Annotated in this window: 29 protein-coding genes, 1 pseudogene and 1 riboswitch; of the genes and pseudogenes, 15 read left to right on the top strand and 15 right to left on the bottom strand. The window is 68.8% G+C overall.

Annotated elements, in window-relative coordinates; genetic code table 11:
- The first annotated feature begins 70 nt into the window (after window positions 1-70).
- The 5 genes from AMK34_RS03240 (at window position 71) to AMK34_RS03220 (ending at window position 4,899) form a co-directional block, all read left to right on the top strand.
- Complete coding sequence (locus tag AMK34_RS03240; RefSeq protein WP_037337340.1) at window positions 71-667, top strand: TetR/AcrR family transcriptional regulator; 597 nt, start codon at window positions 71-73, stop codon at window positions 665-667.
- Window positions 668-824: 157 nt separating this feature from the next.
- Complete coding sequence (locus AMK34_RS03235; RefSeq protein WP_038514037.1) at window positions 825-2,171, top strand: hemolysin family protein; 1,347 nt, start codon at window positions 825-827, stop codon at window positions 2,169-2,171.
- The gene (locus AMK34_RS03230; RefSeq protein WP_038514040.1) at window positions 2,168-3,211 is read left to right on the top strand and encodes a hemolysin family protein; all 1,044 of its coding nucleotides are present in this window, start codon (window positions 2,168-2,170) and stop codon (window positions 3,209-3,211) included. The genes AMK34_RS03235 and AMK34_RS03230 overlap by 4 nt, the downstream gene beginning before the upstream one ends.
- Window positions 3,208-4,119 (top strand): 3-methyladenine DNA glycosylase, encoded by a 912-nt coding sequence (locus AMK34_RS03225; protein ID WP_073842806.1) that lies wholly within the window; start codon window positions 3,208-3,210, stop codon window positions 4,117-4,119. The genes AMK34_RS03230 and AMK34_RS03225 overlap by 4 nt, the downstream gene beginning before the upstream one ends.
- A 93-nt stretch (window positions 4,120-4,212) precedes the next feature.
- A complete protein-coding gene (locus tag AMK34_RS03220) occupies window positions 4,213-4,899 on the top strand; it encodes a hypothetical protein (RefSeq protein WP_228694986.1) in 687 nt (228 codons plus the stop codon).
- A gap of 430 nt (window positions 4,900-5,329) precedes the next feature.
- Here AMK34_RS03220 and AMK34_RS03215 read toward each other — a convergent pair whose 3' ends face one another.
- Together AMK34_RS03215 and AMK34_RS03210 are read right to left on the bottom strand one after the other, a co-directional pair.
- Window positions 5,330-6,154, bottom strand: coding sequence for an aldo/keto reductase (locus AMK34_RS03215; RefSeq protein ID WP_073842804.1), 825 nt, complete (start codon window positions 6,152-6,154; stop codon window positions 5,330-5,332).
- A 48-nt stretch (window positions 6,155-6,202) separates the two neighbouring features.
- Window positions 6,203-7,030: a helix-turn-helix domain-containing protein gene (locus AMK34_RS03210; RefSeq protein WP_073842802.1), complete on the bottom strand. Its 828-nt coding sequence runs from the start codon at window positions 7,028-7,030 to the stop codon at window positions 6,203-6,205.
- Between the two features lie 129 nt (window positions 7,031-7,159).
- On the opposite strand from AMK34_RS03210, the gene AMK34_RS03205 reads away from it, so the two are divergent.
- Window positions 7,160-7,522, top strand: coding sequence for a nuclear transport factor 2 family protein (locus tag AMK34_RS03205; protein ID WP_038514050.1), 363 nt, complete (start codon window positions 7,160-7,162; stop codon window positions 7,520-7,522).
- 3 nt (window positions 7,523-7,525) lie between these two features.
- On the opposite strand, the gene gcvP is transcribed toward AMK34_RS03205, so the two are convergent.
- Window positions 7,526-10,405 carry an aminomethyl-transferring glycine dehydrogenase gene (gene gcvP / locus AMK34_RS03200; RefSeq protein ID WP_073842800.1) on the bottom strand — a complete coding sequence of 960 codons (2,880 nt, stop codon included), beginning with the start codon at window positions 10,403-10,405 and terminating at the stop codon, window positions 7,526-7,528.
- Between the two features lie 171 nt (window positions 10,406-10,576).
- Window positions 10,577-10,678, bottom strand: a riboswitch (glycine riboswitch).
- 46 nt (window positions 10,679-10,724) lie between these two features.
- Entirely contained in the window at window positions 10,725-11,306 is a 582-nt protein-coding gene (locus tag AMK34_RS03195) for a MerR family transcriptional regulator (protein WP_005150040.1), read from the bottom strand.
- A 267-nt stretch (window positions 11,307-11,573) separates the two neighbouring features.
- On the opposite strand from AMK34_RS03195, the gene AMK34_RS03190 reads away from it, so the two are divergent.
- The gene (locus tag AMK34_RS03190) at window positions 11,574-12,218 is read left to right on the top strand and encodes a TetR/AcrR family transcriptional regulator (protein ID WP_051972525.1); all 645 of its coding nucleotides are present in this window, start codon (window positions 11,574-11,576) and stop codon (window positions 12,216-12,218) included.
- A 77-nt stretch (window positions 12,219-12,295) separates the two neighbouring features.
- Here AMK34_RS03190 and AMK34_RS03185 read toward each other — a convergent pair whose 3' ends face one another.
- The 7 genes from AMK34_RS03185 to AMK34_RS03155 all read right to left on the bottom strand — a co-directional run bounded on the left by AMK34_RS03185 (window position 12,296) and on the right by AMK34_RS03155 (window position 16,223).
- A complete protein-coding gene (locus AMK34_RS03185) occupies window positions 12,296-12,769 on the bottom strand; it encodes a bifunctional nuclease family protein (protein WP_005150031.1) in 474 nt (157 codons plus the stop codon).
- Between the two features lie 220 nt (window positions 12,770-12,989).
- Window positions 12,990-13,751 carry a transcriptional regulator FtsR gene (gene ftsR / locus AMK34_RS03180; protein WP_038514056.1) on the bottom strand — a complete coding sequence of 254 codons (762 nt, stop codon included), beginning with the start codon at window positions 13,749-13,751 and terminating at the stop codon, window positions 12,990-12,992.
- Window positions 13,748-14,215 (bottom strand): glycogen accumulation regulator GarA, encoded by a 468-nt coding sequence (garA, locus tag AMK34_RS03175; protein WP_016334077.1) that lies wholly within the window; start codon window positions 14,213-14,215, stop codon window positions 13,748-13,750. The genes ftsR and garA overlap by 4 nt, the downstream gene beginning before the upstream one ends.
- 125 nt (window positions 14,216-14,340) lie before the next feature.
- The gene (gcvH, locus tag AMK34_RS03170; RefSeq protein ID WP_005150021.1) at window positions 14,341-14,724 is read right to left on the bottom strand and encodes a glycine cleavage system protein GcvH; all 384 of its coding nucleotides are present in this window, start codon (window positions 14,722-14,724) and stop codon (window positions 14,341-14,343) included.
- A 63-nt stretch (window positions 14,725-14,787) separates the two neighbouring features.
- Window positions 14,788-15,423 carry a CDP-alcohol phosphatidyltransferase family protein gene (locus AMK34_RS03165; RefSeq protein WP_051972526.1) on the bottom strand — a complete coding sequence of 212 codons (636 nt, stop codon included), beginning with the start codon at window positions 15,421-15,423 and terminating at the stop codon, window positions 14,788-14,790.
- Window positions 15,424-15,460: 37 nt separating this feature from the next.
- The gene (locus tag AMK34_RS03160; RefSeq protein ID WP_016334075.1) at window positions 15,461-15,694 is read right to left on the bottom strand and encodes a hypothetical protein; all 234 of its coding nucleotides are present in this window, start codon (window positions 15,692-15,694) and stop codon (window positions 15,461-15,463) included.
- Window positions 15,695-15,932: 238 nt separating this feature from the next.
- Complete coding sequence (locus AMK34_RS03155; RefSeq protein ID WP_241832671.1) at window positions 15,933-16,223, bottom strand: hypothetical protein; 291 nt, start codon at window positions 16,221-16,223, stop codon at window positions 15,933-15,935.
- A gap of 40 nt (window positions 16,224-16,263) precedes the next feature.
- Between AMK34_RS03155 and AMK34_RS03150 the strand changes: the two genes are divergently transcribed.
- Together AMK34_RS03150 and AMK34_RS03145 are read left to right on the top strand one after the other, a co-directional pair.
- Window positions 16,264-16,512, top strand: coding sequence for a hypothetical protein (locus AMK34_RS03150; RefSeq protein WP_073842798.1), 249 nt, complete (start codon window positions 16,264-16,266; stop codon window positions 16,510-16,512).
- 22 nt (window positions 16,513-16,534) lie between these two features.
- Window positions 16,535-16,912, top strand: a complete 378-nt coding sequence (locus AMK34_RS03145; protein ID WP_073842797.1) for a hypothetical protein — start codon at window positions 16,535-16,537, stop codon at window positions 16,910-16,912.
- Window positions 16,913-16,927: 15 nt separating this feature from the next.
- Here AMK34_RS03145 and AMK34_RS03140 read toward each other — a convergent pair whose 3' ends face one another.
- Window positions 16,928-17,362: a hypothetical protein gene (locus AMK34_RS03140; protein ID WP_241832670.1), complete on the bottom strand. Its 435-nt coding sequence runs from the start codon at window positions 17,360-17,362 to the stop codon at window positions 16,928-16,930.
- A 111-nt stretch (window positions 17,363-17,473) separates the two neighbouring features.
- Between AMK34_RS03140 and AMK34_RS03135 the strand changes: the two genes are divergently transcribed.
- From AMK34_RS03135 to AMK34_RS03120, 4 genes are read left to right on the top strand one after another with little or no spacing between them, the layout of a single operon-like run.
- Window positions 17,474-18,442 carry an adenylate cyclase gene (locus AMK34_RS03135; RefSeq protein ID WP_073842793.1) on the top strand — a complete coding sequence of 323 codons (969 nt, stop codon included), beginning with the start codon at window positions 17,474-17,476 and terminating at the stop codon, window positions 18,440-18,442.
- A gap of 2 nt (window positions 18,443-18,444) precedes the next feature.
- Window positions 18,445-19,419, top strand: a complete 975-nt coding sequence (locus AMK34_RS03130; RefSeq protein ID WP_037337299.1) for a hypothetical protein — start codon at window positions 18,445-18,447, stop codon at window positions 19,417-19,419.
- Window positions 19,416-20,609, top strand: coding sequence for an adenylosuccinate synthetase (locus AMK34_RS03125; protein ID WP_073842791.1), 1,194 nt, complete (start codon window positions 19,416-19,418; stop codon window positions 20,607-20,609). The genes AMK34_RS03130 and AMK34_RS03125 overlap by 4 nt, the downstream gene beginning before the upstream one ends.
- Window positions 20,606-21,238, top strand: a complete 633-nt coding sequence (locus tag AMK34_RS03120) for an NUDIX hydrolase (protein WP_073842790.1) — start codon at window positions 20,606-20,608, stop codon at window positions 21,236-21,238. The genes AMK34_RS03125 and AMK34_RS03120 overlap by 4 nt, the downstream gene beginning before the upstream one ends.
- A 1-nt stretch (window position 21,239) precedes the next feature.
- Here AMK34_RS03120 and AMK34_RS03115 read toward each other — a convergent pair whose 3' ends face one another.
- From AMK34_RS03115 to AMK34_RS03105, 3 genes are all read right to left on the bottom strand, one after another.
- Entirely contained in the window at window positions 21,240-21,998 is a 759-nt protein-coding gene (locus AMK34_RS03115; protein ID WP_073842789.1) for a D-Ala-D-Ala carboxypeptidase family metallohydrolase, read from the bottom strand.
- A gap of 262 nt (window positions 21,999-22,260) precedes the next feature.
- A complete protein-coding gene (locus AMK34_RS03110) occupies window positions 22,261-23,964 on the bottom strand; it encodes an AMP-binding protein (RefSeq protein WP_073842788.1) in 1,704 nt (567 codons plus the stop codon).
- Between the two features lie 40 nt (window positions 23,965-24,004).
- A complete protein-coding gene (locus AMK34_RS03105; protein WP_038514086.1) occupies window positions 24,005-24,847 on the bottom strand; it encodes a crotonase/enoyl-CoA hydratase family protein in 843 nt (280 codons plus the stop codon).
- Between the two features lie 128 nt (window positions 24,848-24,975).
- Here AMK34_RS03105 and AMK34_RS03100 point away from each other — a divergent pair, with 128 nt between their 5' ends.
- Both AMK34_RS03100 and AMK34_RS03095 read left to right on the top strand, forming a co-directional pair.
- Complete coding sequence (locus tag AMK34_RS03100) at window positions 24,976-25,863, top strand: alpha/beta fold hydrolase (RefSeq protein WP_073842787.1); 888 nt, start codon at window positions 24,976-24,978, stop codon at window positions 25,861-25,863.
- Window positions 25,853-26,320: pseudogene (locus tag AMK34_RS03095) on the top strand (GNAT family N-acetyltransferase); the annotation flags it as partial. The gene AMK34_RS03100 and the pseudogene AMK34_RS03095, both read left to right, overlap by 11 nt.
- Window positions 26,321-26,358 lie beyond the last annotated feature (38 nt).

Here is a 26,358-nt window from a genome sequence, read left to right as displayed (position 1 = left end):
ATCCCGCGAACTGGTCACAGTACGTACGTACGGATTGCATTAACCGGGTTCCCGGTGACAGGATCCCAGGATGCCACGGGTCAGCCAGGATCACCTCGACGCACGCCGGCGCCAGATCCTCGACGGCTCCCGCGTGTGCTTCGCACGCCACGGCTACGAGGGTGCCACCGTCCGGCGCCTGGAAGAAGCCACCGGACTGTCCCGCGGTGCGATCTTCCACCATTTCCGCGACAAGGAGTCCCTCTTCCTGGCCTTGGCCGAGGACGACGCGGTGCGCATGGCCGACATCGTCGCCGAGCAGGGTCTCGTCCAGGTGATGCGCGAGCTGCTGACGAACCGCAGCGAGCACCCCGCCGACTGGCTGGGGACGCGGCTGGAGGTCTCCCGGCGGCTGCGCACCGACCCCGAGTTCCGGGCCCGCTGGGCCGAGCGGTCCCACCAGCTGACCGCCGCGACCCGCCGCCGCCTGGAGCGCCAGCGCGACGCCGGGATCCTGCGTGACGACGTCGACGTCGACGTCCTGACCGCGTACCTCGAACTCGTTCTCGAAGGTCTCGTCTCCCACCTCGCGATGGGCCAGCCCGGAGACGATCTCGGCCCCGTCCTCGACCTGGTCGAGGAGAGCGTGCGACGGCACCGTGCCCACGCGGCCGGGGGAACACGTTAAGATTGTCCCATCGCCGCAGTACAGCGGCGGTGTCAGTGGATTCCGATCGAGGAGTGACTCTTTTCGTGCGCGACGCGCAGTCACCTGGTGACAGTATCGAGCCGGGTGGCACACCCGGCTGTTCCGCGGCTCTTCCCGCCGACCCCGCCGGCAGGAAATGATGGAAATCCTGCTCGCCGTTCTCGGCATTCTCCTGTTCCTCCTGCTGACCGTCGGCACCGGCCTCGCCGTCGCCGCCGAGTTCTCCCTCACCGCGCTCGAACGCAGCACGGTCGACGCGAACGTCCGTCAGGTCGGCGACAAACGTGCGCACACCGTGCAGAAGGCGCACCGCACGCTCTCGTTCCAGCTCTCCGGCGCGCAGGTGGCGATCACCATCACCACCCTGATCACCGGTTACCTCGCGGAACCGGTGATCGGTGATCTGCTGCACCCGCTGTTCACCGCCGTCGGGTTCTCCGAAGGCGTGGCGAACGGCGTCTCGCTGGCGGTCGCGCTGATCCTGGCCACGTCGCTGTCGATGATCCTCGGCGAAATGATGCCGAAGAACCTCGCGATCGCCCGGCCGCTGCAGACCGCGCGAGCCGTCGCGGGGTACCACTCGCGGTTCTCGTCGCTGTTCCGCTGGCTCATCACCCTGATGAACAACAGCGCCAACTTCCTCGTCCGCAAGTTCGGGGTGGAACCGCAGGAAGAACTGCGGTCGGCCCGGTCGCCGCAGGAACTCGGCTCGATCGTGCGGTCCAGCGCGGAAAGCGGCACGCTCGACACGTCGACGGCCGAACTGCTGGACAAGTCGCTGCGCTTCGGCGAGCGGACGGCCGACGAGCTGATGACGCCGCGCGTCCAGCTCGAATCGCTGACCGTGGACGACACGATCTCCGACCTCATCGAGATCTCGCGTCGCACCGGTTTCTCGCGTTTCCCGGTCTACACCGAGGATCTCGACGACGTGCAGGGTGCGGTGCACATCAAGCAGGCGTTCACCGTCCCGGCCGCCCAGCGCGCCACGGTACGGATCGGTTCGGTCATGCGGCCGATCCCGACGGTGCCCGAATCGCTGCCTGGCGACTCGCTGCTCAACCGGCTGCGTGATTCCCGCTTCCAGCTCGCGATCGTCGTCGACGAGTACGGCGGCACCGCGGGCCTGGTGACCCTGGAGGACGTGGTCGAGGAGATCATCGGCGACGTCCGCGACGAGCACGACGAGCGTGAAGCGCCGTCCTCCCAGCAGGTCGGCGCCGACAACTGGCTCGTGTCCGGACAGCTTCGCGCCGACGAGGTCACCGACGAGACCGGGTTCCGGATGCCCGACGGCGACTACGAGACCATCGCCGGGTTGATCCTCGAACGGCTGGGCCGGATCCCCTCCCCCGGCGACGCCACCGAACTCGACGCCTGGCGGCTCACGGTGACCAAAATGGACCGTCTCCGTATCGCCGAGGTCGAAGTCCGCCGGGTCAGCGAAACCGCGACCTCCGCCGAGCAGGAGCCCGCCCGATGAGCGACTGGTTCAACATCTTCCTCGTCGTGGTCCTGTTGCTGGCCAACGCGTTCTTCGTCGGTGCCGAGTTCGCGCTGATCTCGTCGCGGCGTGACCGGCTGGAAGCCTTGCTGGAGCAGGGAAAGACGCGCGCCAGGATCGTGATCAACGCGAGCAGGAACGTCTCGCTGATGCTCGCGGGCGCGCAGCTCGGCATCACCATCTGCTCGCTGCTGCTGGGACGGCTCGGCGAGCCCGCCATCGCCCACCGGCTGGCCGGGTTCTTCGAGCTGTTCGGGATCCCCGAGGTCCTGCTGCACCCGATCTCGTTCGCGATCGCGCTGGCGTTCATCACCATCCTGCACGTCCTCATCGGCGAGATGGTGCCGAAGAACCTCGCGATCGCCGAGCCGGAGCGGCTGGCACTGTGGCTGGTGCCGGTGCACGTGGCCTGGGTGAAGGTCGCCAACCCGTTCATCTGGCTGCTGAACTTCGTGGCGAACTCGCTGCTGCGGGTGTTCAAGGTCGAGCCGAAGGACGAGCTGGAGACCGCCTACACCTCCGACGAACTCGCCGAACTGCTCAGCGAGTCGCGCCGCGAGGGGCTGCTGGAGCATTCCGAGCACCAGCGTCTGAGCAAGACGCTGTCCTCGGTGGAGAAGACGGTCGCGGACGTGCTGGTCCCGACGGCCCAGCTGACCACGCTGCCCTGCTCGCCCACGTTGGGCGACGTCGAACGCGCGGTGTCCTCGACCGGGTTCTCCCGCTTCCCGGTGTGCACCGACGACGGGACGCTGACCGGCTACATCCACGTCAAGGACATCCTCGACCTCGTGGGCGAGGACCCGACCACCGTGGTGCCGTCGGACAAGACGCGGGCGCTCACCGAACTGCACGCCGACGCCCGGCTGGACGAGGCGCTTTCGGCGATGCGCAAGGAAGGCAGCCACCTGGCGCGGGCGCTGAGCCCGGCCGGGGCCGCGGTCGGCGTCGTCGCGCTGGAGGACCTCGTCGAGGAATACGTGGGAACTGTCCGCGACGGTACCCACGTCATGTCATGACCGGCCTGATCGTCCTTCCCGAGCCCGTGTGGCGGGCTCGGGAGGACGACCACGTCACGCGGATGCGGCGCTGGACGACGCCGCACCAGCGCCGCCGCTCGCGGGGCGAGAAGCATCCGGTGCTCGACTTCCTCTTCAGCTACTACTCGCACCGGCCAGGGCATCTCGAGCGTTGGCAGCCGGGCCCGGGTGTCGTGCTCGAAGGCGCGTCCGCGCGCCGGTTCCTGGAGCGGAAGGGCTACCTGGAGACTCCGGACGGCGTCATGCTCGACCCGGATGGCTTCACCGAGGGCCGGGCCAAGACCGCGGAATTCGTTCTCCGGCTGCTTTCCGCGACCGCGTCCCGCTCGCCGAGACTCAGTTGTTTCGGGCTTCACGAATGGGCAATGGTTTACCGGGAATCGGCGAATGAGGTTCGCCACTCACAACTTCCGCTCCGGCTCGGCTCGGCCGGGACCGACGGCGTCGTCGAGTCGCTCGAGATCCGATGCGGACATTTCGACGCGTTTCGGTTCTTCACCGAGCCCGCCCGGCCACTCAACACCCTGCGGCCGGCACGGGAAGACCAGGTCGACTTCGAGCAGCCGGGCTGCCTGCACGCCAACATGGACTTGTTCAAATGGGCGTACAAGCTCGATCCATTCGTCCCGGCCGACCTGGTCGGGGACTGCTTCGAGCTGGCCGCGGACATCCGTGAGCTGGACATGCGGGCCAGCCCGTACGATCTGGCGTCGTTCGGGTACTCGCCCGTGCGGATCGAGACCCCGGAAGGCCGTGCCGAGTACGCCCGCGCGCAGGCCGGGTTCGCCCGCCGGGCCGCGCCGCTGCGTGAGCACCTGATAGCGCATTGCCAACGGCTCCTGGCCGAGTTAAAGAAGGTTCCCGCGACACGCGGAAAACAACTGTGAGTCGTCGCATTCCCCGTAACATCCTCCCCTGTTAGAGTGATAACGGTTTGATTGCATACGCAGCGCGAGCGCGCACGTTTCGAAAGGACAACGATGGGGCGACACAGCGTGGCCGAGGAGCCGGTGCCGCATCCCCTCGACCCGCCGAAGCGGCCTCAGGGTCGCGGTGAGGCGACCGGTTCGCACCGGATCGTCGGGAAGAAGGCCCCGCGGCGGCGGATCGCCAAATGGCCCATCGCCTGCCTGGTCCTCGTGGTCCTGGTCGCGATCGGCGTGTTCGGCTGGAACTGGGCGGACGGCGAGCTCAACACCCGCGCCGAAGCCCAGGCCAAGGCGTGCAGCGCCGGCGACACCCCGATGCGGGTCATCGTCACCCCCAGCATCGAGAAGCCGGTCCGTGCGGCGGCCGAGCGGTGGAACAACGCCGCGACCGTGGTCCGCGACCACTGCGTGATCATCCAGATCGACGCGTTGTCCTCCGCTTCGGTGCTCGACGGCCTCGTCGGACGGACCAACCTCGACTCCATCGGCGGCCTTCCCGCCGCCTGGATCCCCGAGTCCTCCTACTGGGTGACCGAGCTGAACACCGCCAAGCCCGAGCTGGTCGGTTCGCCCGCCCAGTCCGTCGCGACGGCGCGTTCGGCCGACTACCCGCTCGTCGGGCTCGCCGGCAAGAACATCGACGAGGTCCAGATGCGCGCCGCGCAGACGTTCCGCCAGTACCTCCAGCAGCCCGCCCAGCAGGCCGACTTCGCAGCCGCGGGTATCAAGGCCACCTGAGGCCCCGAACCACGGGAAAGGCCCCTTCGCCGCTCGGGAAGGGGCCTTTCCCGTACCTCCGCCTCGTGAGTGTGGGGACGGTTAGGGCCAAGGGTGTCTTGGACTTCTGCTGAACTCGACCTTCACACCTTCCCAAGTACATGAAGGCCCCCTTCACTGCGCTAGACGCAGTGAAGGGGGCCTTCATGTACTTGGGACGCCAGTACCAGCGGGCCAAGTCCTCGTGAGTGGTGAGAACGATTAGCACCAACCGTGTCCGACGGTTTGGCGTGATCCGACGGACGACACACGTGACGGAACGGACGACACATGTGCCCAGACGGACGACTCGCGTGATGTCCCTCCAGACACGCGTGTCGTCCACCTGATCACGCAAGACTCCCGATTCGGTCTCGGCCTCGTGAGTGTTGGGACCGTTAGAACCCAACACTCACGAGGAGAAGGTGTCCGGGTCCGGACCGGTGCGCGTCCCGTCGTCGAACTCGGCGAGCGCGGCGAGATCGTCTTCGGCGAGTTCGAAGTCGAGGACGTCGAAGTTCTCGCGGATCCGGGACGGTGTCACGGATTTCGGGATCGCGACCGTGCCGAGCTGCAGATGCCAGCGCAGCACGAGCTGCGCCGGGCTCTTGCCGTATTTGGCGGCGAGGGCGGTCAGCGTCGCGTCCGAGAGCAAAGAGCCTTGCGCCAGCGGGCTCCACGCCTCGGTGACGATGCCGTGCTCGGCGTGGAACTCCCGCAACGCCTTCTGCTGAAGCCGGGGATGCAGCTCGACCTGGTTGACCGCGGGCACGATCCCGGTCTCGTCGAACAGCCGCCGCAGATACGGGACGTGGAAGTTCGACACCCCGATCGCGCGCACCCGGCCGTCCGCGTAGAGCTTTTCCAGCGCCCGCCAGGTTTCGACGTACTTCCCGCGGGCGGGCATCGGCCAGTGGATCAGGTAGAGGTCGACGTGGTCCAGCCCAAGCTCCGCGAGGCTCGCGTCGAACGCCCGCAGCGCCTCGTCGTAACCGTGGCCCGGATTCGGCAGTTTCGTGGTGATGAACAGTTCGTCGCGGGGGACGTCCGATGAGCGGATCGCCTCGCCGACACCGGCTTCGTTCCGGTACGACGCGGCGGTGTCGATGCTGCGGTACCCGGTCTCGATGGCGGTCCGGACGACCTTGGCCGTATCGCCCGCGGGCACCTGCCAGACGCCGAAACCGAGTTGGGGGATGGCTACCTCGTTGTTCAGGACGACGGAAGGCACGGCCATGGAAGGGAAATCCTCACTGGGTTCGGTGGCAGGGCTTCTTGCCCCGCATCATTCCACCCCGCGCGCGGCATACGCGCGCAAATACTCCGCCGTGTCCGCGTCGGCCGGGAAGAACGACTCGATCACCAGCTCGGCGACCGTGACGTCCAGCGGCGTGCCGAACGTCGAGACCGTGCTGAAGAACGTGAGTTCGGCGTCCTCGTGCCGCAGCTTCAGCGGGACGAAGATGTCGCCCGGTCCGGGGACCTCCACCTCGGGGACGGGATCCGCGCACGGATAGGTGAGCAGTTCCTCCAGCAGTTCGGTCAGCATCGGGTCGGCGGTCTGGATCACCTGACGCCGCAGCCTGCCGAGCAGATGGGCACGCCACTCCCCCAGGTTCAGCACGTGCGGCGCCATCCCGTCCGGATGCAGCGTCACGCGCAGCACGTTGACCGGCGGCGTCATCAAGGCGGGTGAGACCAGGTCGGTCATGAGCGAGATGCTCGCGTTGGCGTCGACCAGGTTCCACCAGCGGTCGACGACGGCTGCCGGGTACGGCTCGTGGCCGGTCATCAGCTGGCGCACCGCCTTGCGGACCGCCTCCAGCTCCGGGGCGGCGAGACCGGTTTCGGCGTACGCGGGCGCGTACCCCGCGGCCAGCAGCAGCTGATTGCGTTCCCGCAAGGGCACCTCCAGATGTTCGCCGAGCCGCAGCACCATCTCGCGGCTCGGCTTGGACCGGCCGGTTTCGACGAAGCTCAGGTGCCGGGTGGAGATGTCCGCCGAGATGGCGAGGTCCAGCTGGCTGATCCGGCGGCGGTCACGCCATTCACGGAGGAGTTCCCCGACGGGGCGGCCCGCGCGGCCCGCGGTCAGTGTGGTCGTCACGATCACGAACCTACGGCCACCGGCGCCGGGCCGCCATTACCTCCCGCGTAATCGACGGGACCCACCCTCGGCCGACAGAGTTGCGGCATCGGTTACCCCACAACGCAGTGACCCCAACGAAAATGAGGAGACACCATGTCGGACATCCAGCGCGTCGCCGAGCAGTACATCGCCGTGTGGAACGAGACCGACGCGGACAAGCGCCGCGCGCTCATCACCGAAGTGTTCACCGAGGACGCCGCCTACACCGACCCGCTCGGCGCCGTGACCGGCCACGACGGTGTCGACGGCTTCATCGCCGGCGCGCAGGCCCAGTTCGCGGGCCTGAAGTTCAGCCTGCCTGCGGCGCCCGACGCGCATCACGACATCGCGCGGTTCCAGTGGTACCTCGGCCCGGAAGGCGCCGAGGAACCGCTGGCGATCGGTTTCGACGTCATCACCGTCGAGGACGGCCGGATCAAGCAGGTGCTGGGCTTTCTCGACAAGATGCCCGGCTGACGATCAGGCGAAGGCCTCCGGCGGCGGACAGGAGCAGACGAGGTTGCGGTCCCCCGCGGCCCCGTCGATCCGCCGCACCGGGGGCCAGATCTTCGACGCGGTGAAGCCGGCCGGGAAGACCGCGATCTCCCTGCTGTACGGGCGATCCCACTCCCCCGCGAGACAGCGCGCGGTATGCGGCGCGTTCCGCAGCGGGCTTCCCTCCACCGGCCACTCCCCCGCGGCGACCTTCTCGATCTCGCCGCGGATCGCGATCATCGCGTCGCAGAACCGGTCGAGTTCACCGAGATCCTCGCTCTCGGTGGGCTCGACCATGAGCGTTCCCGCCACTGGGAAGGACATCGTCGGCGCGTGCAGCCCGTAGTCGGCCAGCCGCTTGGCGACGTCGTCGACGGTGACGCCGGTCCGTTTGGTGAGCGCGCGGAGATCGAGGATGCATTCGTGCGCGACCAGGCCGTCGTGACCGGAGTACAGCACCGGATAGTGCGCGGCGAGACGCTTGGCGACGTAGTTGGCGTTCGCGACCGCGGTCAACGTCGCCCGCTTCAGGCCTTCAGCGCCCATCATCCGGACGTAGGCCCAGGAGATCGGGAGGATCGACGCGCTCCCCCATGGCGCGGCACTGATCGGCCCCACTCCGGTGGCCGGGCCCGCGTCCGGCTGCAGCGGGTGGTTCGGCAGGTACGGCGCCAGGTGCGCGCGGACGCCGATCGGCCCGATCCCCGGCCCGCCGCCACCGTGCGGGATGCAGAAGGTCTTGTGCAGATTGAGATGCGAGACGTCCGCGCCGAACCTGCCGTACTGCGCCACCCCGATCAGCGCGTTCAAGTTCGCGCCGTCGACGTACACCTGGCCGCCCGCGTCGTGCACCAGCGCGCAGACCTCGCGGACGGTGTCCTCGTACACGCCGTGCGTGGAGGGATAGGTGATCATGATCGCGGCGAGGTCGTCCGCGTGCTCGTCCACAGTGGACTTGAGATGGGCGAGGTCGATGTTGCCCTCGTCGTCGCATTTCACGACGACGACCCGCATTCCGGCCATCACGGCGCTGGCGGCGTTCGTCCCGTGCGCGCTGGACGGGATCAGGCAGACGTCACGTGCGGAGTTCCCGCGTTCGCGGTGGTACGCGCGGATGGCCAGCAGTCCGGCGAACTCGCCCTGGCTTCCGGCGTTCGGCTGCAGGGAGACCGCGTCGTAGCCGGTGATCCCGGCGAGCCAGCGCTCCAGATCCTTCACGACGGTGAGCAGACCAGCCGCGTCCTCGGCGGGTGCGAACGGATGCAGACCGGCGAACTCGGGCCAGGTGATCGGCTCCATCTCGGCCGTGGCGTTGAGCTTCATCGTGCAGGAGCCCAGCGGGATCATGCTCCGGTCGAGCGCGACGTCCTTGTCGGACAACGACCTCAGGTACCGGAGCAGCGCCGTTTCCGAACGGTGCGCGTGGAAGACCGGATGGGTCAGGTAGTCGCTGGTGCGGCGCAGATCCGGCGGGAAGCCGTCCGCGGTGTCCGCGTCGAGCGAGTCCACATCGGACACCGCGACACCGAACGCCTTCCACACCAAGGAAAGATGCTCACGTGTGGTCGTCTCGTCGCAGGCGACGGCGACGTGGTCGGAGTCCACGAGCCTCAGGTTGACCCCGAGTTCCCTTGCGGTGCCGACGATCCCCGCCGCGCGACCCGGGACCGAAACCGTGACGGTGTCGAAGAATTCGCAGTGCACGACGTCGACACCGCTTTCGGCGAGGCCCGCCGCGAGCACCGTGGCCATCCGGTGTGCGCGGTTCGCGATCGCGCGCAGCCCTTCGGGACCGTGGTACACGGCGTACATCGACGCGATGACCGCCAGCAGCACCTGGGCGGTGCAGATGTTGCTCGTGGCCTTTTCGCGGCGGATGTGCTGTTCACGGGTCTGCAGCGCGAGCCGGTACGCGGGGGCGCCGTCGGCGTCCTTCGACACCCCGACCAGCCGTCCGGGCAACTGCCGTTCGAGACCCTGCCGGACGGCGAGGTACGCCGCGTGCGGTCCGCCGAAGCCCATCGGGACCCCGAACCGCTGCGTCGACCCGATCGCGACGTCGGCACCGAGTTCACCGGGCGACCGCAGCAGGGTCAGCGCGAGCGGATCCGCGGCCATCACCACGGCGGCGCCGAGCGCCTTGACCTCGGCGATGGTGTGGTCCCATTCGCGGACGACCCCCGACGCGCCCGGATACGACAGCAGCACGCCGAAGAAGTCGCCGCCGAGCCCGAGCCCGGTGATGCCCTGGGACAGATCCGCAGTCACCAGGTCGATGCCGAGCGGTTCGGCACGGGTGCGCAGCACCTCGACCGTCTGCGGGAGGGTGTCCTCGTCGACCACGAACCGGCTCGATTTCGCCTTGCCCGCCCGGCGGACCAGTGTCATCGCCTCGGCCGCGGCGGTCGCCTCGTCCAGCATCGAAGCGTTGGCGATCGGCAGCCCGGTCAGATCGGCGACCATGGTCTGGAAGTTGAGCAGCGCTTCGAGGCGGCCTTGCGAGATCTCCGGCTGATACGGCGTGTACGCGGTGTACCAGGCCGGGCTCTCCAGCACGTTGCGGCGGATCACCGGCGGGGTCACGGTGTCGTGATAGCCGAGGCCGATCATCTGGACCATCGGCCGGTTGCGCCCGGCCAGTGCGCGGAGTTCGGCGAGTGCGCCGGTCTCGGTGGCGGGCGGCGGCAGATCCGGCGGGGTCGCGGACTCCCGCAGCGACGCGGGGACGGCCCGCTCCGCGAGCTCTTCGAGGGAGGCGACGCCGACGACGTCGAGGATGCGCGCGAGCTCTTCGGGGCCGGGACCGATGTGCCGGTCGGCGAAGGGGGTTCCGGATTCGAGAGCGGCCAGTGAAACAGGCTCCATCGGGGACCTCCCAAGACGCGGGGGTGGGGCCGGGACGGATTGTCCTGGCCCTCCCCACTCTGTCCGTACCCCCGAGGGGGCGCCTGAGAGTTTCGCCCGAGTGTTGAGCCGGGCTTGCACCGTCGGCGGGGCCGCCAGGCTGTGACCTGGCGAACCACTTTCCAGAGGCGTCTCTTCCGCGCGGTCCAGGGTGCCTGAGAGGTTCCGGGGAGGACTTGCTCCTTCGGCGCCGAGCTCAACGGTTATCGGCTCGGTCTCTCCCGCGCGGATTCGTCGACCGCGGAAGTGAGCCTACCCTGCCGCTCGCGCGGCCTCATGATCAGCCGGTGCGACGGGCGTTGCGGCGCTGCGTGAGCTCGTCCGGCGTGACCGTTTCGATCACGCCGCCGTCGGCCCGTTCGGCCGGGAACTCGTGGATGGTGCCGCTGATCTCCTGCATCGCGCCACTGACCGCGATGCCGAAGACACCCTGCCCGCCCTGGAGTAAATCGACGATCTCTTCGGGCGAGGTGCACTCGTAGACGGTGGTGCCGTCCGAGAACAGGGTGACCTTGGCGAGGTCGCGGACGCCACGCAGGCGCAGGTGGTCGACGGCGACGCGGATGTTCTGCAGGGAGACGCCGGTGTCCAGCAGCCGCTTGACCACCTTCAGGACGAGGATGTCCTTGAACGAGTAGAGCCGCTGCGAACCGGAACCGTGCGCCGTGCGGATGCTCGGCGCGACCAGCTTCGTACGGGCCCAGTAGTCGAGCTGCCGGTAGGTGATCCCGGCGATCTGGCAGGCGGCCGGGCCGCGGTAGCCGACGAGTTCGTCCGGGAGGGAAGAGTCGGGGAACAGCTCGCCCTGCTCGCCGTCAGCGACCGGAACGAGCGGCTCTTGAGGGCTACCAGCCTCGACCACGCCATGCCTCCCCTCGCCCGACCTGGCGGCCGGCGAACAAAGCCGCGCGGACCCACGGGAGTCCGCACCGGAGTTCCTCGTCAAGACGAATGCCCCAGACATCCGAATCACACCTTGGCGATTCACCTTCATTGAAGGTAAGCGCGTCCGGCAAACCGGTCAACGCGACGCGCGGTCGGCCTCAAGCTCTTCTTGAGGCTTGTCGAGGACAGTCCCCCGTTCGGCCGCACACTTGCCGGATTTACTCAGTCGTGTTAATTTTTACTCATGCAAGTAAATCCCTCCACCCAAACTGCCCTGCAAGAGGTTCAGGCGGAGCTGGGACTCTCGGTCACCGAGGCGGCCCGGCGGGCCCAGATCGTCGGGGCCGCGATCGCGACGATCGCCGACTTCGGCTACCACAAGACGTCGTTCGCGAAGATCAAGGAGCGGGCCGGGCTGTCCAGCACCCGGATCATCTCCTACCACTTCACCAACAAGGCCGGCCTGATGCAGGCCGTGGTCACCACCGCGACCGGGATGAAGGACAAGTTCCTCGAGGAGCGCATCGAGGGCAGGACCGACCGTGCCGGACTGCTGCGCGGCTACATCGAGGCGGAGATCGCCTTCCTCGGCTCGTACCCGGAACTGGTGCGGGTCATGGTCGAGATGGCTTCGAGCGGCTCGGACGCCGAGGGCTGGTTCATGTCGGCGCCGCTCGTCGAGGAGTTCCGGACCGGGCGGCTCGAACGTCAGCTGCGCCAGGGCCAGCAGGAAGGTGCTTTCGGTGACTTCGCGGCGGACGTGATGGCGTTGTCGATCGCGCAGGCCATCGACGGCGTCGCGGCGAAGTTCGCGGCGGATCCGAAGCTGGACCTGGAGCGGTACGGCCGGGAGCTGGCCGACCTGTTCCTCAAGGCGACCGCGGCCTGACCCGCATTCAGAGGACTAAACGCATACGACGAAGGGGCGGCACCATCAGGCGCCGCCCCTTCGTCGAGTTCTCGGGATCAGGTGTCCGCGCCGCGGAAGTCCTCCGGCGAGACCGAGTCGAGGAACTCGCGGAACTTCTCGACCTCGTCCTCCTGCTCGTCGGGGATGATGAGGCCCGCTTCCTCCAGCACCGCGTCGACGGCGTGGATGGGCACACCCACCCGCAGCGCCAGCGCCACCGAATCGCTCGGCCGCGCCGAAACCCGGATGTCCCCGTCGAAGACCAGTTCCGCGAAGAACGTGCCTTCCTTCAGGTCGGTGATGACGACCTGTTCCAGCTCGCGGCCCAGCGCGCCGATGACCTCCTTGAGCAGGTCATGGGTCAGCGGACGGGCCGGGCGGACTCCCTGCTGCTCCAAGGCGATGGCGGTGGCCTCCACCGAGCCGATCCAGATCGGCAGGTAACGCTCGCCTTCGGTTTCCCGCAGCAACAAGATCGGCTGATTCGCGGGTAGCTCCACCCGCACGCCGACGACGCGCATCTCGCTCATCGGGCTTCGCCTCCCTCTCGTGCGCACGGGCTGCAACGCTTGTCTCGACGACCAAGCGACGGTAGTCCCGACGCTACCCGTCTTCCGAGCGCTGTGCTCGCTGTCTCCGACATTCTCGGTTCGCCCGTGGCAAACCCGACTCTCACGGTACGGCATAGGGTGCCGAACATTCAGGCATTGACAAGTGGCCATACAACGGCTCCCGGTCCCCTGGAACCGTTCAACCGCCCGTGACAGCCCGTATTCCGGCCTTCACCAAGAGCGTGTGCAACGCCACGGTCAAGGCGGCGAGCTCCCGGACGACTTCGTCGCCCCTCGCCTGGGCGTCCTCGTCACGATGCCGATACACCGGGGTCACGATCTGCTCCAGCAGGCCGACCTCGCGGTCGGCCGCGGCCCGGAAGGCACGCAGATGTCTCGGCTCTATACCGAATTCGGTCATCGCTTTCACGGTCTTCGCCACGAGGACCGCGTCGGGGTCGAAGAACCCCGCCGCGCCTGGGCGCACCAGACCGTATTGCCGCAGCTCAGCCAGGGTGGCGGCGTCGATGCCGGCCTGGCGGAGCAGATCTTCCTCGGTCAGCCTGATCTCGCGATCGGTCTCGAAGTCCCCGGGGGACGGCAGTCCGCCGTTCTCCCCGGGGGCGTCGAGTGAAACGAGTTTCCGCGGCAGCCTCGGCATCGCCGCTTCCGGCGCGGCGCCCCGATCCGCCGCGTCCAGCTGTTCCTTGATGACCTTCAGCGGAAGGTAGTGATCCCGCTGGGCGGACAGGACGAATCGCAACCGCTCCACGTCCGCCGGAGCGAACTGCCGGTACCCCGACGGGGTCCGGCCCGGCTGGACCAGACCCTCCGCCTCGAGGAACCGGATCTTGGAGATGGTGACATCGGGGAAGTCGCCGCGCAGCTGTGCCAGCACGGCCCCGATGCTCAACCCATCGCGCTGCGACGCATCCCGATCAGGCCGCCCGGCCGCCGTCACCGTGCCCCCTGGCCCCCGGAACCCGGGCCGGTCAGGAAGACCAGGCGGAACTTGCCGATCTGCACCTCGTCGCCACCGGCGAGGACGGCCTGGTCGACCGGCTCGCGGTTGACGTAGGTGCCGTTGAGGCTGCCGACGTCGATGACGACGAACTCGCCGCCCTCACGGCGGAACTCGGCGTGCCGCCGGGAGACCGTGACGTCGTCGAGGAAGATGTCGCTGTCCGGGTGCCGTCCCGCGCTGGTGGTGTCGCGGTCCAGCAGGAAGCGCGAACCCGCGTTCGGGCCCCGCTTGACGACCAGCAGCGCGGAACCCGCGGGCAGCGCGTCCACACCCTGGACGGGGGCCTCGGCAGCCGGAGGAGCCTCAGTGCCTTCGACGTCGGCCAGGAAGTCGGCCCGGAAGACAGAAGTCCGCTCCGGAGACTGCTCCGGGGGAACGCCGGGCCCGTCGTTCGTGCTCACCTGAGCTCTCCTAACGCATGTGTGTTGCCACTACTCAAGAACGTGTGGAGGTCAAACGTACCGTGCCTGATCGAATCTCCGGCCCGCGGCTCCCCCTACTCTTCCCGAAGGGCCACGGCCTGCGGCTATTCCTTGATCAGCGCCTGGTACGCCTCGGCCTCCAGCAGGGATTCCACCGAACTCGCGTCGTCGAGACGGAGCTCGATCAGCCAGCCTTCGCCGTACGGGTCGCTGTTGATCAGCTCGGGCGATTCGGTCACCGCGTCGTTGACCGCGACCACCTCGCCGTCGAGCGGGGCGAACAGCTCCGAGACGCTCTTGGTCGACTCGACCTCGCCGAACGCGTCGCCCGAGCCGACCTGCTTGCCGACCTCGGGCAGTTCGACGAACACCACGTCACCGAGCTGGTCCTGGGCGTACTCCGTGATGCCCACACGCACGAGCCCGCCGTCGCGCACGGAGACCCACTCGTGCTCCTCGGTGTACCGCAGTTCTTCTGGAGTGGACAACGCCGCTCCCCTTTCTGATGCCCTCACTCGAAACCGACGCGCGAAGTTTCGCATCCCGCCGGGTCACGCGCCCGGCGCCTCCCGCGACACGCCGGGAGCGGCCGAGCGCAACGCCCGAACGGTCTGGACGACGTACAGCACGCCTGAATAGACGTACAGGACCGCACCCCATGCCGTGAAGGCGTAGCCGATCGGCCGGGCGATCGCGGCGATGTCGGAGCCGCCCTGGGTGAGCAGCAGGAACGGGAAGGCGTACATCAGCACGAAGGTGGCGCCCTTGCCGATGTAGGTGACCTCCGGCGGGGCGAACCCCCGGCGCCGCAGCAGCAGGACGCAGACGCCGAGGACGGCCTCCCGGACGACCAGCGGGACCACCAGCCACCACGGGATGATGTCGCGGATCAGGAAGGCGATGAGGGTCGCGAGGATGTAGAGCCGGTCGGCGGCGGGGTCGAGCAGCTGGCCGAGCCGCGACATCTGGTTGAGCCAGCGGGCCAGTTTGCCGTCGAGCCAGTCGGTGAGCGCGCTGAACACGAGCAGCGCGAGCGCCCAGCCGTCCTCCTTCGGGCCGAGGAGCAGCCACAGGAAGACCGGCACTCCGGCGAGCCGGAGGATGGAAAGCATGTTGGGGACGTTCAGGGCCTGCCGCAGCAGGGAAGGCTCTTCGCTGGTCACGCTCGGTTCGGGGGGCGTACTCACCCGCTCAGCCTAGCCAGCGGCGGCAGGTCCTCCCGCGTCAGCTGGCCCGGGTGTGCGTCCAGCCGCGGCGTTGCAGGTCCGCGCTGGTCAGCGCCACGGGCCTGCCTCGGTGGTCGGTGCCCATCCAGCGATGGTGGCCCGCCGAGTTCTCCAGGACGTACGGGCGGCCGCCACACCAGACGACGGTGCACGGGGCCGTCGGGGGAAGCTCCGTGCTCGCCGGTGCGGTGGCCTGGGGTGACGCGGGGTCGGTCTGTTCGTCGGTCTTCATCGCTCTCACGGTTTCGGTGACGGGGACTGGGACACGCCGGAGCGCTACTTGTCTTTTCGGCAGAACGGGGCCGCGCGTTAACGGCTCGGCGCCGGATTCGTCCGATCGGTTCGCGACGACAGCAGGGTGTTGCCGCGCCGTGAACGGCATATTAATTGTCCACAGTGGACAGTGATTGGGCGGTCCTCGCGTATCGCGGCGGCGGGGCCGCGATAGCCTCCCGCGAACCGAACGTGGCTCAATGCCACGGCATCGGGCCCGGCCGGGTCAGAATGGGCCGGCCACGACCGGCCGACGAAAGGATCGCCTTGCCCGTCTCGACGACCACGGGAACGTGGCGGCGCCTGTTCGCGGTCTGCGCCGTCGCCGGATCGCTCGCCGCCTGTTCGGGCGAAGCGCCGCCACCGCCTGTCACTTCGACGCCGGTCTCATCGCCCGCGGTCCCCACGAGCGCGTCCAGCGTTTCGGTACCGCCGATCCCGTCGCAAACCGCGCCGAGTCCGTCCGCCGCCCCGACTCCCGCCCCCAAACCGAAACCCGCTGAACCGGTACAGGGTTCCTGCGGAACGGTGACCGCGGCGAGCGGGCTGACCTTGCAGGTACTCAACGGACCCGGTGTCTCCTGCGCGGAGGCGACCGGGATCGTCGACGCGTTCCACAAGAGGATCGCCGGCCGTCAGTCCGCGGGCTCGGACGAGCCGGTCAGCGAGACCGTGGACGGCTGGCTGTGCGTCTCCGGCGCCCCCGCCGCCCAAGGCGGTACCAGTTGCGGCAAGGGCGAGCAGAACGTGTTCGCCGCCGTCGTCCCCGTCGAATGAACCATCCCGAGAAGAAGGGCCCATGAAGAGCCTCGCCGTGCTTCCCGCCGCGTTCGCCGTCGTCCTACTGAGCGGCTGCGGCGCCGATCCCGCGCCCGCGGCCGCACCGCCCCCGTCCTCCCCCGCCGCCGACCAGGCCCTCGCCGGATCGCCGTGCGGAGAGGTCGCCGGATACCAAGGCGCGAAGAACAAGGTCGTCGTCCGAGGGAAGACCGACTGCGCCGAAGCGACGCAGGTGCTCAGGGACTACTTCGCCAAGCTGACCCCCGCCGAAGCGACGTCACCGCAGGGTCCGGGTCCGGTCGTGGTCGGGGCCTGGACCTGCGGCAGCGGGCCGAACGACCCGGTGACGAGTTGTTCGACCGAGGACGAGCGGCAGATCGAAGCCACCCGGAACTGAGCACGGCCGGCGGCGTCACTTCCCGCGACGCCGCCGGGTCCGGGTCTTCCGGTACAGGACACCGAGCCCGATCAGCATTCCCAGCAGGACCAGGCCGCACAACGCGACCATCACCAGGCTCAAGACCCGGTTGGCCCTTGATGGGTAAGCGAATCCGTCACCGGCGAAGATCCTGTCGCCCTCCTCGATCCTTTCACCGTCGACCTTCCCCTGTCCGGTGCGCCCGTCGTCGAACCGCCAACCGGCCTCGCAGTAGGGAAACCGGCCGCTCATCGGCGGCCCTTCCTCGACACATCCGGAGACGGCGGTGACCGTGACGTCCTCGCCGGTGTTCAGTTCACGCACGCGGTCACCGAGGGCTCCCCCGGTCACCCACAACAGGAAAACGAGCGGGATCCCGCCCAGCAGCACTCGCAACGGAACCCTGGAATTCCCCGGTTCACCTGACAAGAAAGTCCCTTCTTCTCGGCCGTTCCAGGCTATTCGCCAAAGCGACGGAGCGGCACGGGATTTGTACCCACCCTCTTGCCGACCGAGGTAAGAGTCGTCTAGACTCAAACTATGCTCACCAGGGAAGACGCCATGAAGGCGGTCGAGGACGCGGCCGACCCGGCCGCGCTGTTCGCCCGCCATCGCTACCGCGAACTGGCGGCCGTGCTCCACCCCGACCGCAACCCCGGCGACGCGCGGGTCCACCGCGCGGCCGCCATGCTCAACCGCCTCCACGACGAGTGGAAGCGGGCCCGGCGGCAAACGGTCACCACGGCGACGTCGGCCTACACCCTCGTCGCACCGCACGCGGTGGGCAGTGTCGCCACGACGTACCGGACCACCGGCCCGCATCTGGTCAAACTCGTCCGCGATCCGGCGCTCAACCCGTTGATCCACGCCGAATGGGAGGCGTTGCGCGCGCTGGACGGCTTCACCGAACGGCATCGGTGGCTCCGCCCCTACTACCCGCGACTGCTCGACACGTCGGGGCCGGTCGCGAGGGGCGATCGCGCGTTCAGCGTCCTCGATCCGCTCGTCGACGGCTTCCTCACCCTCGCCGACGTCGGGAAGGCCTTCCCCCACGGGCTCGACGGCCGCGACTACGCCTGGATGCACCGTCGTCTCCTGCGTGCCGTGGCAGGCGCGCACCGGGCGGGCGTCGTCCACGGCCATCTCACCGCGGACAACGTGCTCGTCCATCCCGGACAGCACGGCATCGTCGTGGCCGGCTGGTCGTTCGCCGTCGAAGACGGTGCGCTCCCGCTGGCGGCGGACAAATCCGTCCGCTATCCACCGGAAGTCCACAAAGGACAGCCGATGACCGCGGCCACCGACGTCCACATGCTCCACAGCATGATGCTGGAACTACTGGCACCAGGCGAAACCCGCCAGCGCGAATTCGCCAAGTGGTGTCTCCAGGAGATCCCGGCACAACGACCCGAGGCCGCCGATCTGCTCGACGAGTACGACGAACTGCTCGCCGACCTGTACGGCCCTCGCACCTTCCGACCGTTCATCATCCCCGAGACAGGAGCCTGACCATGGGACACGGACACTGGGACGACAACGCCTACGCCGCCGCGAAGACCTTCCGCGCGGCCAAGGGTGAGGACGATTTCGGCTACACCGCCGATCTCCGTTCCAAACCCGCGAAGGAATGGAAGGTCGCGCCCGCGCTGGACCCGCTGAACGCCGTGCGGGAATGCCGGGATTCGGCCGACCACAGCGATTCGACGCCGATCGCGGTGCTGTTCGACGTCACCGGTTCGATGCGCCGGGTGCCGCGGATCATGCAGGGCAAGCTCGGCAAGCTGCACGGCCTGCTGAAGCGCCGGGGCTATCTGGCCGACCCGCAGGTGTTGTTCGGCGCGATCGGCGACGCCGACAGCGACCGGGTTCCGTTGCAGGTCGGGCAGTTCGAATCGGACAACCGGATGGACGAGCAGCTGCGCACGATGTTCCTCGAAGGCGGTGGCGGCGGGCAGAAGAGCGAGTCCTACGAACTGGCCGCGTACTTCATGGCGCGGCACGTGGTGACCGACGCGTGGCAGAACCGCGGCCGCAAGGGCTATCTGTTTATCATCGGCGACGAGCTGAACAAGCCCGCGCTGGAGGCCCGCCACATCCGCCGGGTGATCGGGGACGACGTGCGAGAGGATATCGACCCGGCCTCGGTGTACCGGGAGCTGGCGCGCAAGTGGCACGTCTACTTCGTGCTGCCGAACCAGTCTTCGTACTACAACGACCCGCAGATCGGCGAGCACTGGAGCGAGCTGCTCGGCCAGAACTTCCTGAAGCTGGACGACCCGGGCGCGGTGTGCGAACTGATCGCCGCCACCATCGGGCTGGAAGAGCGGGTGGTCGACGTCGACCGGGCGCTCGCCGACCTCGCGGACGTCGGTTCGGTCGCCGAAAGCAAGGCGGTCGGCAAGGCGCTGGCGAAGCTGGGCACCAAATCGGTCGTCACGTCGGCGGTGCCCGAGGCCGGCGGGCCGAGCGACGTGGTGCTGCGATGACTCTCCTGGACGGTCACGTGGTGGTGGTCGGGCTCGGCTTCGGCGACGAAGGCAAGGGCGCGGTGGTCGACGCGCTCTGCGCCGCCCGGCCCACCACCGCGGTGGTCCGCTTCAACGGAGGCGCGCAAGCCGCGCACAACGTCGTCGTGGACGGGCGGCACCACACCTTCAGCCAGTTCGGGGCGGGCACGTTCGCCGGCGTGCCCACCCATCTGTCGCGGTTCGTGCTCGTCGAGCCGTTCGCGCTGGCCGCGGAAGCGCGGCGGCTCGAAGCGGAAGGCGTCCGGAATCCGCTGTCACTGCTGAGTGTGGACGGCCGAGCGCTGCTCACGACGCCGTTCCACATCCACGCCAACCGGGCCAGGGAGGAGGCCCGTGGCGTGGACCGGCACGGTTCGTGTGGCAAGGGCATCGGCGAGACCGTCTGGTACTCGCTGTTGCCCGGGGCCGCGCCGGGGGACGTGGTGGAGAGCCAGGAGGTGATCGGGACGCCCGGGGAAGCGCCCACGGTCGCCGACTGCGCCCGGCCGTCGGTGTTGCGGCGCAAACTGGACGCGCTCGCGCGGTTCTACGCGCCGCTGGCCACGCCGCCGCACAGCGTGGACGAACTGGTGGCGCTGTACCGCGATTTCGCGGGCGCGGTGCGGATCACCGACGGGGACGAGACGGGGCGGCTGGCGGATTCCGGGCGGCTGGTGTTCGAGGGAGCGCAGGGGGCTCTTCTCGACCAGTTCCACGGGTTCCATCCGCACACGACCTGGTCGACGACCACGCCGCACAACGCCCGCACCCTGTTGGGCGGGCGCCCGCACACCGTCGTGGGGGTGACGCGGACGTACCTCACCCGGCACGGCGCGGGACCGTTGCCGACCGAATCCGCCGCCGTACTCGCCCGGTTCCCGGAGCGGCACAACGAAACCGGCGAATTCCAGGGCGCTTGGCGGGCGGGGCATCTCGACGCGGCCCTGCTGGACTACGCGATCGCGGCCTGCGACGGCGTGGACGCGCTCGCGGTGACCCATCTCGACGCGACCGGGCTGAAGGTCGTGCCCCGTGACGGCTCCCCCGCCGTCGACCTGCCGGATCCGCTGGCGTGGTTCGGCGCGCGGCTGCCGGTGGCCGTCGTGGGGTACGGCCCGGACAGGGCCGGTTACCGGGTCGCGGAGGCACGGTCGACAATCAACGCGTGATCGATTCGACGCCGGTGTCCGTTGACGTGCTCGTGGTGCGGTTCGCCCCCGGCACCAGGAACGTCCTGTTGGGGATCGCGCCGCGGGCGGCCGAGCCGTTCGAAGGGGAACTCGCCCTGCCCGGGGTGCTGCTGGGGCTCGGGGAACGGCTGCGGGAGGCGGCGAGCCGGGCGGTGGTCGGCAAACTCGGCCTTCCGTCCGACGCGGTCTCGGCGACGGGACAGCTCGCCACCTTCGACGAGCCGAACCGTGACCCGCGCGGTCCCACGCTCTCCATCGCGTTGTGGGCCACCGTGAATCCCGCGCTCGATGTCCCGGGGAACGTCGTCTGGGCGCCGCTGGACGAGGTCCCGCCGCTGGCCTTCGACCACGACCGGATCGTCGCCGACTGCCGTCCGATGCTGGCCGAACGGCTGTGGCGGGACGTCGCCTTCACCGCCGGGCTGCTGGGACCGATCTTCACCACGGCACAGGCGCTGGACGCCACCGAAGCGCTGACCGGGGACCGCCCCTATCCGGCCAATCTCGGCCGGACGATGGAACGGGTCCCCGGTCTGCGGCGTACCACCGAACACGCGGCCGCCCTCCCCAAGGGAGGACGGCCGCCGTCGCTGTGGCGCTGGGAGTGACTCAGATCCCGCAGGAGGACGCCGACCAGAAGCGCGTCGACCGGTGTGCCACGTGCGTGTGATCGTTGTGGCCGGGGTAGCCCGGCCCGAGGATCTCGGCGAACCCGTGGTTACGGGCCTGCTTCGCCAATCCGCAGAAGCCCTGCGAGCCGGCGCCGAGGTCGACGGCGTCACCGTAGAGATGACGGCTGTTGGTCGCGCCGCCGACCGCGTTGTTGCAGGCGACGCTGCGGAAACCACCGTTGACGTCGATCGGCCGGTCGCCCATGGCGTGCCGCATCGCCTGCAGCTTCCACATCGAGACCAGCGCGTTGGCCTTCGCCGTCGCCGGTGGGACGTTGCCGCCCGACCAGTCGGAGTTGCACCGGTTCAGTTCCGCGTAGGTGAAGTTGATCGGCGTGCAGTCGTCGTCCTGCAACGCGTAGAGCTTCGAGAACGTGGCCGAACCGGCGATGCCGTCCGCGCCCAGCCCGTACGCCTGCTGGAAGCGGGTGACCGCGGCCTTGGTCCCCGCGCCGAACTGGCCGTCGAGGGCGAGCACGCCACCGTAACCGGGGTACCCGGCCACACGGATCTGCAGCTGCCGGACGTCCTCACCGGACGCGCCTTCCGACAACGTGCGTCCCCAGGAGTAGCAGGCATCGGCGACTGACACTTCGCCCGCTGTCACCGGGCCTGGATCGGCGGCGGCCGGGGTGGCCACCGCGGTACCGAGCCCGGCCACCAGGGCGAGCATCGGCAGGAGGAAACGAATGCGCATGACAGGAACACCTTTCAAAGCAGGGAAGGTGAGACCCGTGACCCCCACGGGTTGTCAACGATTCACTGCCGAGGATGCTAACGCGGTTCCGGTTACCGCGCTGTGGGTCGTTCGACCCACAGGCCCGAACCCGGAACTCGCGTGATCGGAGCCGTGACTCGCGTGATCGGAGGCGGAACGCGCCGGATCACGCGAGTTCCGCCCTCAATCACGCGAGTTCCGAGTCCAATCACGCGAGTTCGGAGTTCGGGACCGGGCTGTGTCAGCCCTTCAGCTGGGGGAAGTCCTCTTCGCGGAACTCCCCCGCCGGGCGGCCGTCGGCTTCGTTTTCGCGTCCGCGCAGTTCGACGCGCCGGATCTTGCCGGAGATCGTCTTCGGCAGTTCGGTGAACTCCAGCCGCCGGATTCGCTTGTACGGGGCCAAATGTTCCCGGCAGAAGGCCAGGATGGACACCGCGGTGTCGGCCGTGGGCGCGTGCCCGTTCGCCAGGACGACGTAGGCCTTCGGCACCGCGAGCCGGATCGGGTCCGGCGCCGGGACGACCGCCGCTTCGGCGACCGCCTCGTGTTCCAGCAGGACACTTTCCAGTTCGAACGGCGAGATCCGGTAGTCCGACGCCTTGAAGACGTCGTCCGTCCGGCCCACGTAGGTGATGTAGCCGCGTTCGTCGATCGAACCGACGTCGCCGGTGTGGTAGAAGCCGTTCGCGAACGCCGCGGCGGAGCGTTCCTCGTCGTCGGCGTATCCGGCCATCAGCCCGACCGGCCGCTTGGCGAGGTCGAGGCAGATCTCGCCCTCCTGCGCGCGCTCCCCCGTCACAGGGTCCACGAGCGCCACGGTGAAGCCCGGCAGCGGGCGGCCCATCGACCCCGGCACCACGTCCTGTCCGGGCGTGTTGGCGATCTGGACGCTGCTCTCCGTCTGCCCGAAACCGTCGCGAATCGTGACGCCCCAAGCCTTTTCGACCTGGTCGATCACTTCGGGGTTGAGCGGTTCGCCCGCGCCGACCACCTTGCCCGGCGGCGTCTTCAGCACGGTCAGGTCCGCTTGGATCAGCATCCGCCACACCGTCGGCGGGGCGCAGAAACTGGTGATACCGCACCGTTCCATCTGCGCCATCAGCGAGACCGCGTCGAACCGCGCGTAGTTGTAGAGGAAGACCGTCGCCTCGGCGTTCCACGGCGCGAAGACGTTGCTCCACGCGTGTTTCGCCCAGCCGGGCGAGGAGATGTTGAGGTGGACGTCGCCCGGTTCCAGGCCGATCCAGTACATTGTGGACAGATGGCCGATCGGGTACGAGACCTGGGTGTGCTGCACCAGTTTCGGCTTCGCGGTGGTCCCCGAGGTGAAGTACAGCAGGAGCGGGTCTTCCGCCGCCGTCGGGCCGTCGGGCGTGAAGGTGTCCGCTTCCTCGTAGGCGTCCACGAAGGACCGCCAGCCCTCGACCGGTTCACCGACGGCGATGCGCGTGTACTCGCCCTCGACGTTCTCGAACTTGTGCGCGTCGACGGACCGGATCACGACGTGTTTCGCCGCGCCCCGCTCGACCCGGTCGGTGAGGTCCGCCGGGCCGAGCAGGGTCGAGGCCGGGATGATGACGGCGCCCAGTTTGATCGCGGCGAGGATCGTCTGCCACAGCTCGCCCTGGTTGCCCAGCATCAGGATCAGCCGGTCGCCCCTCGCCACGCCGAGCGAGCGGAGCCAGTTCGCGACCTGATTGGACCTCCGCGCCATCTCCGGATAGGTCCAGCGGTTCTCGATGCCGTCCTCTTCGACGATCCACAGCGCGTACCGGTCCTGATTGGCCGGATCGGCCGCGACGACGTCGAACCAGTCGAGCGCCCAGTTGAACTCGGCGGGCCGGGGCCAGGTGAAGTCCCGATAGGCGGTTTCGTAGTCCTCGCGATGGGCCTGCAGATAGTCCCGTGCCTCGCGGAACGTGCGGTATGCCTCCGAAGCGCTCACGATCGTCCTCCTGGTCCGCTGATTGGGCCGCCGGTTCTTTCTACTCTCCCTTGAACTCGGGCGCGCGGCGCTCGAGGAAGGCCTGCACGGCCTCGCCCAGGTCCTTGCTGGGCAGGAAGGCCGCGTTCCAGGCCGAGACGTAACGCAGGCCGTCCGCGACCTGACGTTCGGTGTTGGCCGAGAGGACGTTCTTGGTGCCCTGTACGACCAGCGGCGGGTTCGTGGCGATCTCCGCCGCCAGCTTGCGGGCCTCGGCCAGCAGGGTGTCCTGATCCGCGTGGACGTCGTTGACGAGGCCGATCTTCTCCGCGCGGGCGGCGTCGATGTCCTTACCGGTCAGGGCCAGTTCGCGCAGGTGCCCCTCGCCGATGATCGGCGCGAGCCGCTGGAGGCTGCCGAGGTCGGCCACGATCGCGACCTTGACCTCGCGCACGCTGAACTTCGCGTCGGCGCTCGCCAGCCGGATGTCCGCGGCCGCGATCACGTCGACACCGCCACCGATGCACCAGCCGGAAATGGCCGCGATGACCGGTTTGCGGCATTCCGCGACCGAGGACACGCTCGCCTGGAGGGTGCGGACCTCGTCGAGGAACTTGGTGCGCGGGCCCGCGAGCGCGTCGCCGCCGAGCATTTCGCCCCAGCTGGGCATCATGGCGGGCAGGTCGAGCCCGTAGGAGAAGTGCTTGCCGCTCCCGGTCAGCACGACCGCCCTGACCTGGGGGTCCGCGTCGAGCGCGCGGAAGACGATCGGCAGCTCGCGCCAGAAATCGGGGCCCATCGCGTTGCCCTTGGACGGACCGAGCAGCGTCACTTCGGCGACGTGCCCGTCGATCTCCACCTTGAGCGAAACGAGATCGGGAAGACTGTCAGCTGTAGCGGTCATGGGGTCATCTTGACTCATGTGATTGACAGGCTGCCAACGGCCACTGTGCCCGGCCGCGCCTGAGATGCTTTCCTGGTACCAGCGAGTACTACCGGTGAGTACCGACGATCGACGAAGGACGGTGGGATATGAGCCCGGCCAGCAGCGCCACCGCGGTCGCCGACCTGCCCGCGCCGACGCCCGGACGGCGACGGGAACGATCCTCCCGGCCGATCGAGCTGTCGGGATCCTTCACCCATGAGGGTCACCGGCTCGCCTACACCGAGTTCGGCTCCGGCGACCGGGTGGTCGTGCTCACCCACGGCATCATGCTGACGAGGCGGATGCACGCCCCGCTCGCCCGCCGGCTGGCCCGTGCCGGTTTCCGGGCGGTGACCCTCGACCTGCTCGGACACGGCGATTCGGACCGGCCCACCGACTCCTGGCTGTACTCGATGCCCGCGTTCGCCGAGCAGACCGTCGCGCTGCTCGACCACCTGGAGATCGACGCCGCCGTCATCGGCGGGACGTCGCTGGGTGCCAACGTCGCGCTCGAAGTCGGCGTCGCCGCGCCGGAACGCGCGCTCGGCCTGGTCGTCGAAATGCCCGTGCTGGACAACGCGATCGTCGCCGGGCTGATCACGTTCGCGCCGCTGCTCATGGCCGCCCGGTTCCTGCCGGTGACCGTGCAGGGGGTGGCGCTGGCGGCGAAACTCGTGCCGCACGGCAACCAATGGGTCGACGTCGTCACCGACACGCTGTCCCAGCAGCCCGCGCCGATGGCCGCGCTCCTGCACGGCGTGCTCTTCGGCCGGATCGCGCCGCCCAAGTCGATCCGGTGCAAGATCGAGACGCCGGCGCTGGTCATCGGGCACGAACGCGACCCGATCCACCCCTTCGGCGACGCGGACACCCTGGCCGCGGACATGCCGGCGGCCGAGTTCGTCCAGGCCCGCAGCCCGGTCGAGCTGCGGTTCGATCCGACCCGCCTGACCGACACCATCGCCGACTTCTCCGCGCGCTGTCATGACCGTTGAGCCGGCCCCGACCCGGGACGTGGGCGCGGAAGAGCTGCGGACCGGGCGTCTGCGCCTGAGTCGTCCGGGCCCCGGCGACCTCGACGCGATCTTCGCCCTTCACACCGATCCCGAGGCCTGCGCGCACAACCCGTCGGATCTGCTGGAGACACGCAAAGACGCGGAGCTGCTGTTGCTCCGCTGGTCGCACCAGTGGGACCGGTACGGCTTCGGCTACTGGACGATCCGGCCCCACGACTCGGCCGAGACGCTGGGGTTCTGCGGGGTGAAGGTCGTCGGTTTCCGGCGCCGCCCGGTCCTGAACCTCTTCTACCGGCTGTTCCCCGCTTCCTGGGGTTCCGGGTACGCCGGTGAGGCCGCCACCGCGGCGGTGGACTGGGCCCGCGTCCACCGGCCGGACGACCTCGTGATCGCCCGCGTCCGGCCGGAGAACGTCGCGTCGCAGCGGGTGGCGCTCCGGGCCGGGCTGGTCCGCGCGGAGCACCTCGACACACC

This window comes from Amycolatopsis sp. CB00013, assembly GCF_001905755.1.
GTDB lineage: Bacteria > Actinomycetota > Actinomycetes > Mycobacteriales > Pseudonocardiaceae > Amycolatopsis > Amycolatopsis japonica.
Note: the sequence above shows the minus strand (reverse complement) of the source record. Positions and strands in the feature narration are given on the sequence as shown.

Excerpts from the sequence above, each read along its gene's own strand:
- AMK34_RS03240 (WP_037337340.1), top strand. The coding sequence starts at position 71 with ATGCCACGGGTCAGCCAGGATCACCTCGACGCACGCCGGCGCCAGATC.
- AMK34_RS03235 (WP_038514037.1), top strand. The coding sequence starts at position 825 with ATGATGGAAATCCTGCTCGCCGTTCTCGGCATTCTCCTGTTCCTCCTG.
- AMK34_RS03230 (WP_038514040.1), top strand. The coding sequence starts at position 2,168 with ATGAGCGACTGGTTCAACATCTTCCTCGTCGTGGTCCTGTTGCTGGCC.
- AMK34_RS03225 (WP_073842806.1), top strand. The coding sequence starts at position 3,208 with ATGACCGGCCTGATCGTCCTTCCCGAGCCCGTGTGGCGGGCTCGGGAG.
- AMK34_RS03220 (WP_228694986.1), top strand. The coding sequence starts at position 4,213 with ATGGGGCGACACAGCGTGGCCGAGGAGCCGGTGCCGCATCCCCTCGAC.
- AMK34_RS03215 (WP_073842804.1), bottom strand. The coding sequence starts at position 6,154 with ATGGCCGTGCCTTCCGTCGTCCTGAACAACGAGGTAGCCATCCCCCAA.
- AMK34_RS03205 (WP_038514050.1), top strand. The coding sequence starts at position 7,160 with ATGTCGGACATCCAGCGCGTCGCCGAGCAGTACATCGCCGTGTGGAAC.
- gcvP (WP_073842800.1), bottom strand. The coding sequence starts at position 10,405 with ATGGAGCCTGTTTCACTGGCCGCTCTCGAATCCGGAACCCCCTTCGCC.
- AMK34_RS03190 (WP_051972525.1), top strand. The coding sequence starts at position 11,574 with ATGCAAGTAAATCCCTCCACCCAAACTGCCCTGCAAGAGGTTCAGGCG.
- AMK34_RS03185 (WP_005150031.1), bottom strand. The coding sequence starts at position 12,769 with ATGAGCGAGATGCGCGTCGTCGGCGTGCGGGTGGAGCTACCCGCGAAT.
- AMK34_RS03160 (WP_016334075.1), bottom strand. The coding sequence starts at position 15,694 with ATGAAGACCGACGAACAGACCGACCCCGCGTCACCCCAGGCCACCGCA.
- AMK34_RS03145 (WP_073842797.1), top strand. The coding sequence starts at position 16,535 with ATGAAGAGCCTCGCCGTGCTTCCCGCCGCGTTCGCCGTCGTCCTACTG.
- AMK34_RS03135 (WP_073842793.1), top strand. The coding sequence starts at position 17,474 with ATGCTCACCAGGGAAGACGCCATGAAGGCGGTCGAGGACGCGGCCGAC.
- AMK34_RS03130 (WP_037337299.1), top strand. The coding sequence starts at position 18,445 with ATGGGACACGGACACTGGGACGACAACGCCTACGCCGCCGCGAAGACC.
- AMK34_RS03125 (WP_073842791.1), top strand. The coding sequence starts at position 19,416 with ATGACTCTCCTGGACGGTCACGTGGTGGTGGTCGGGCTCGGCTTCGGC.
- AMK34_RS03115 (WP_073842789.1), bottom strand. The coding sequence starts at position 21,998 with ATGCGCATTCGTTTCCTCCTGCCGATGCTCGCCCTGGTGGCCGGGCTC.
- AMK34_RS03105 (WP_038514086.1), bottom strand. The coding sequence starts at position 24,847 with ATGACCGCTACAGCTGACAGTCTTCCCGATCTCGTTTCGCTCAAGGTG.
- AMK34_RS03100 (WP_073842787.1), top strand. The coding sequence starts at position 24,976 with ATGAGCCCGGCCAGCAGCGCCACCGCGGTCGCCGACCTGCCCGCGCCG.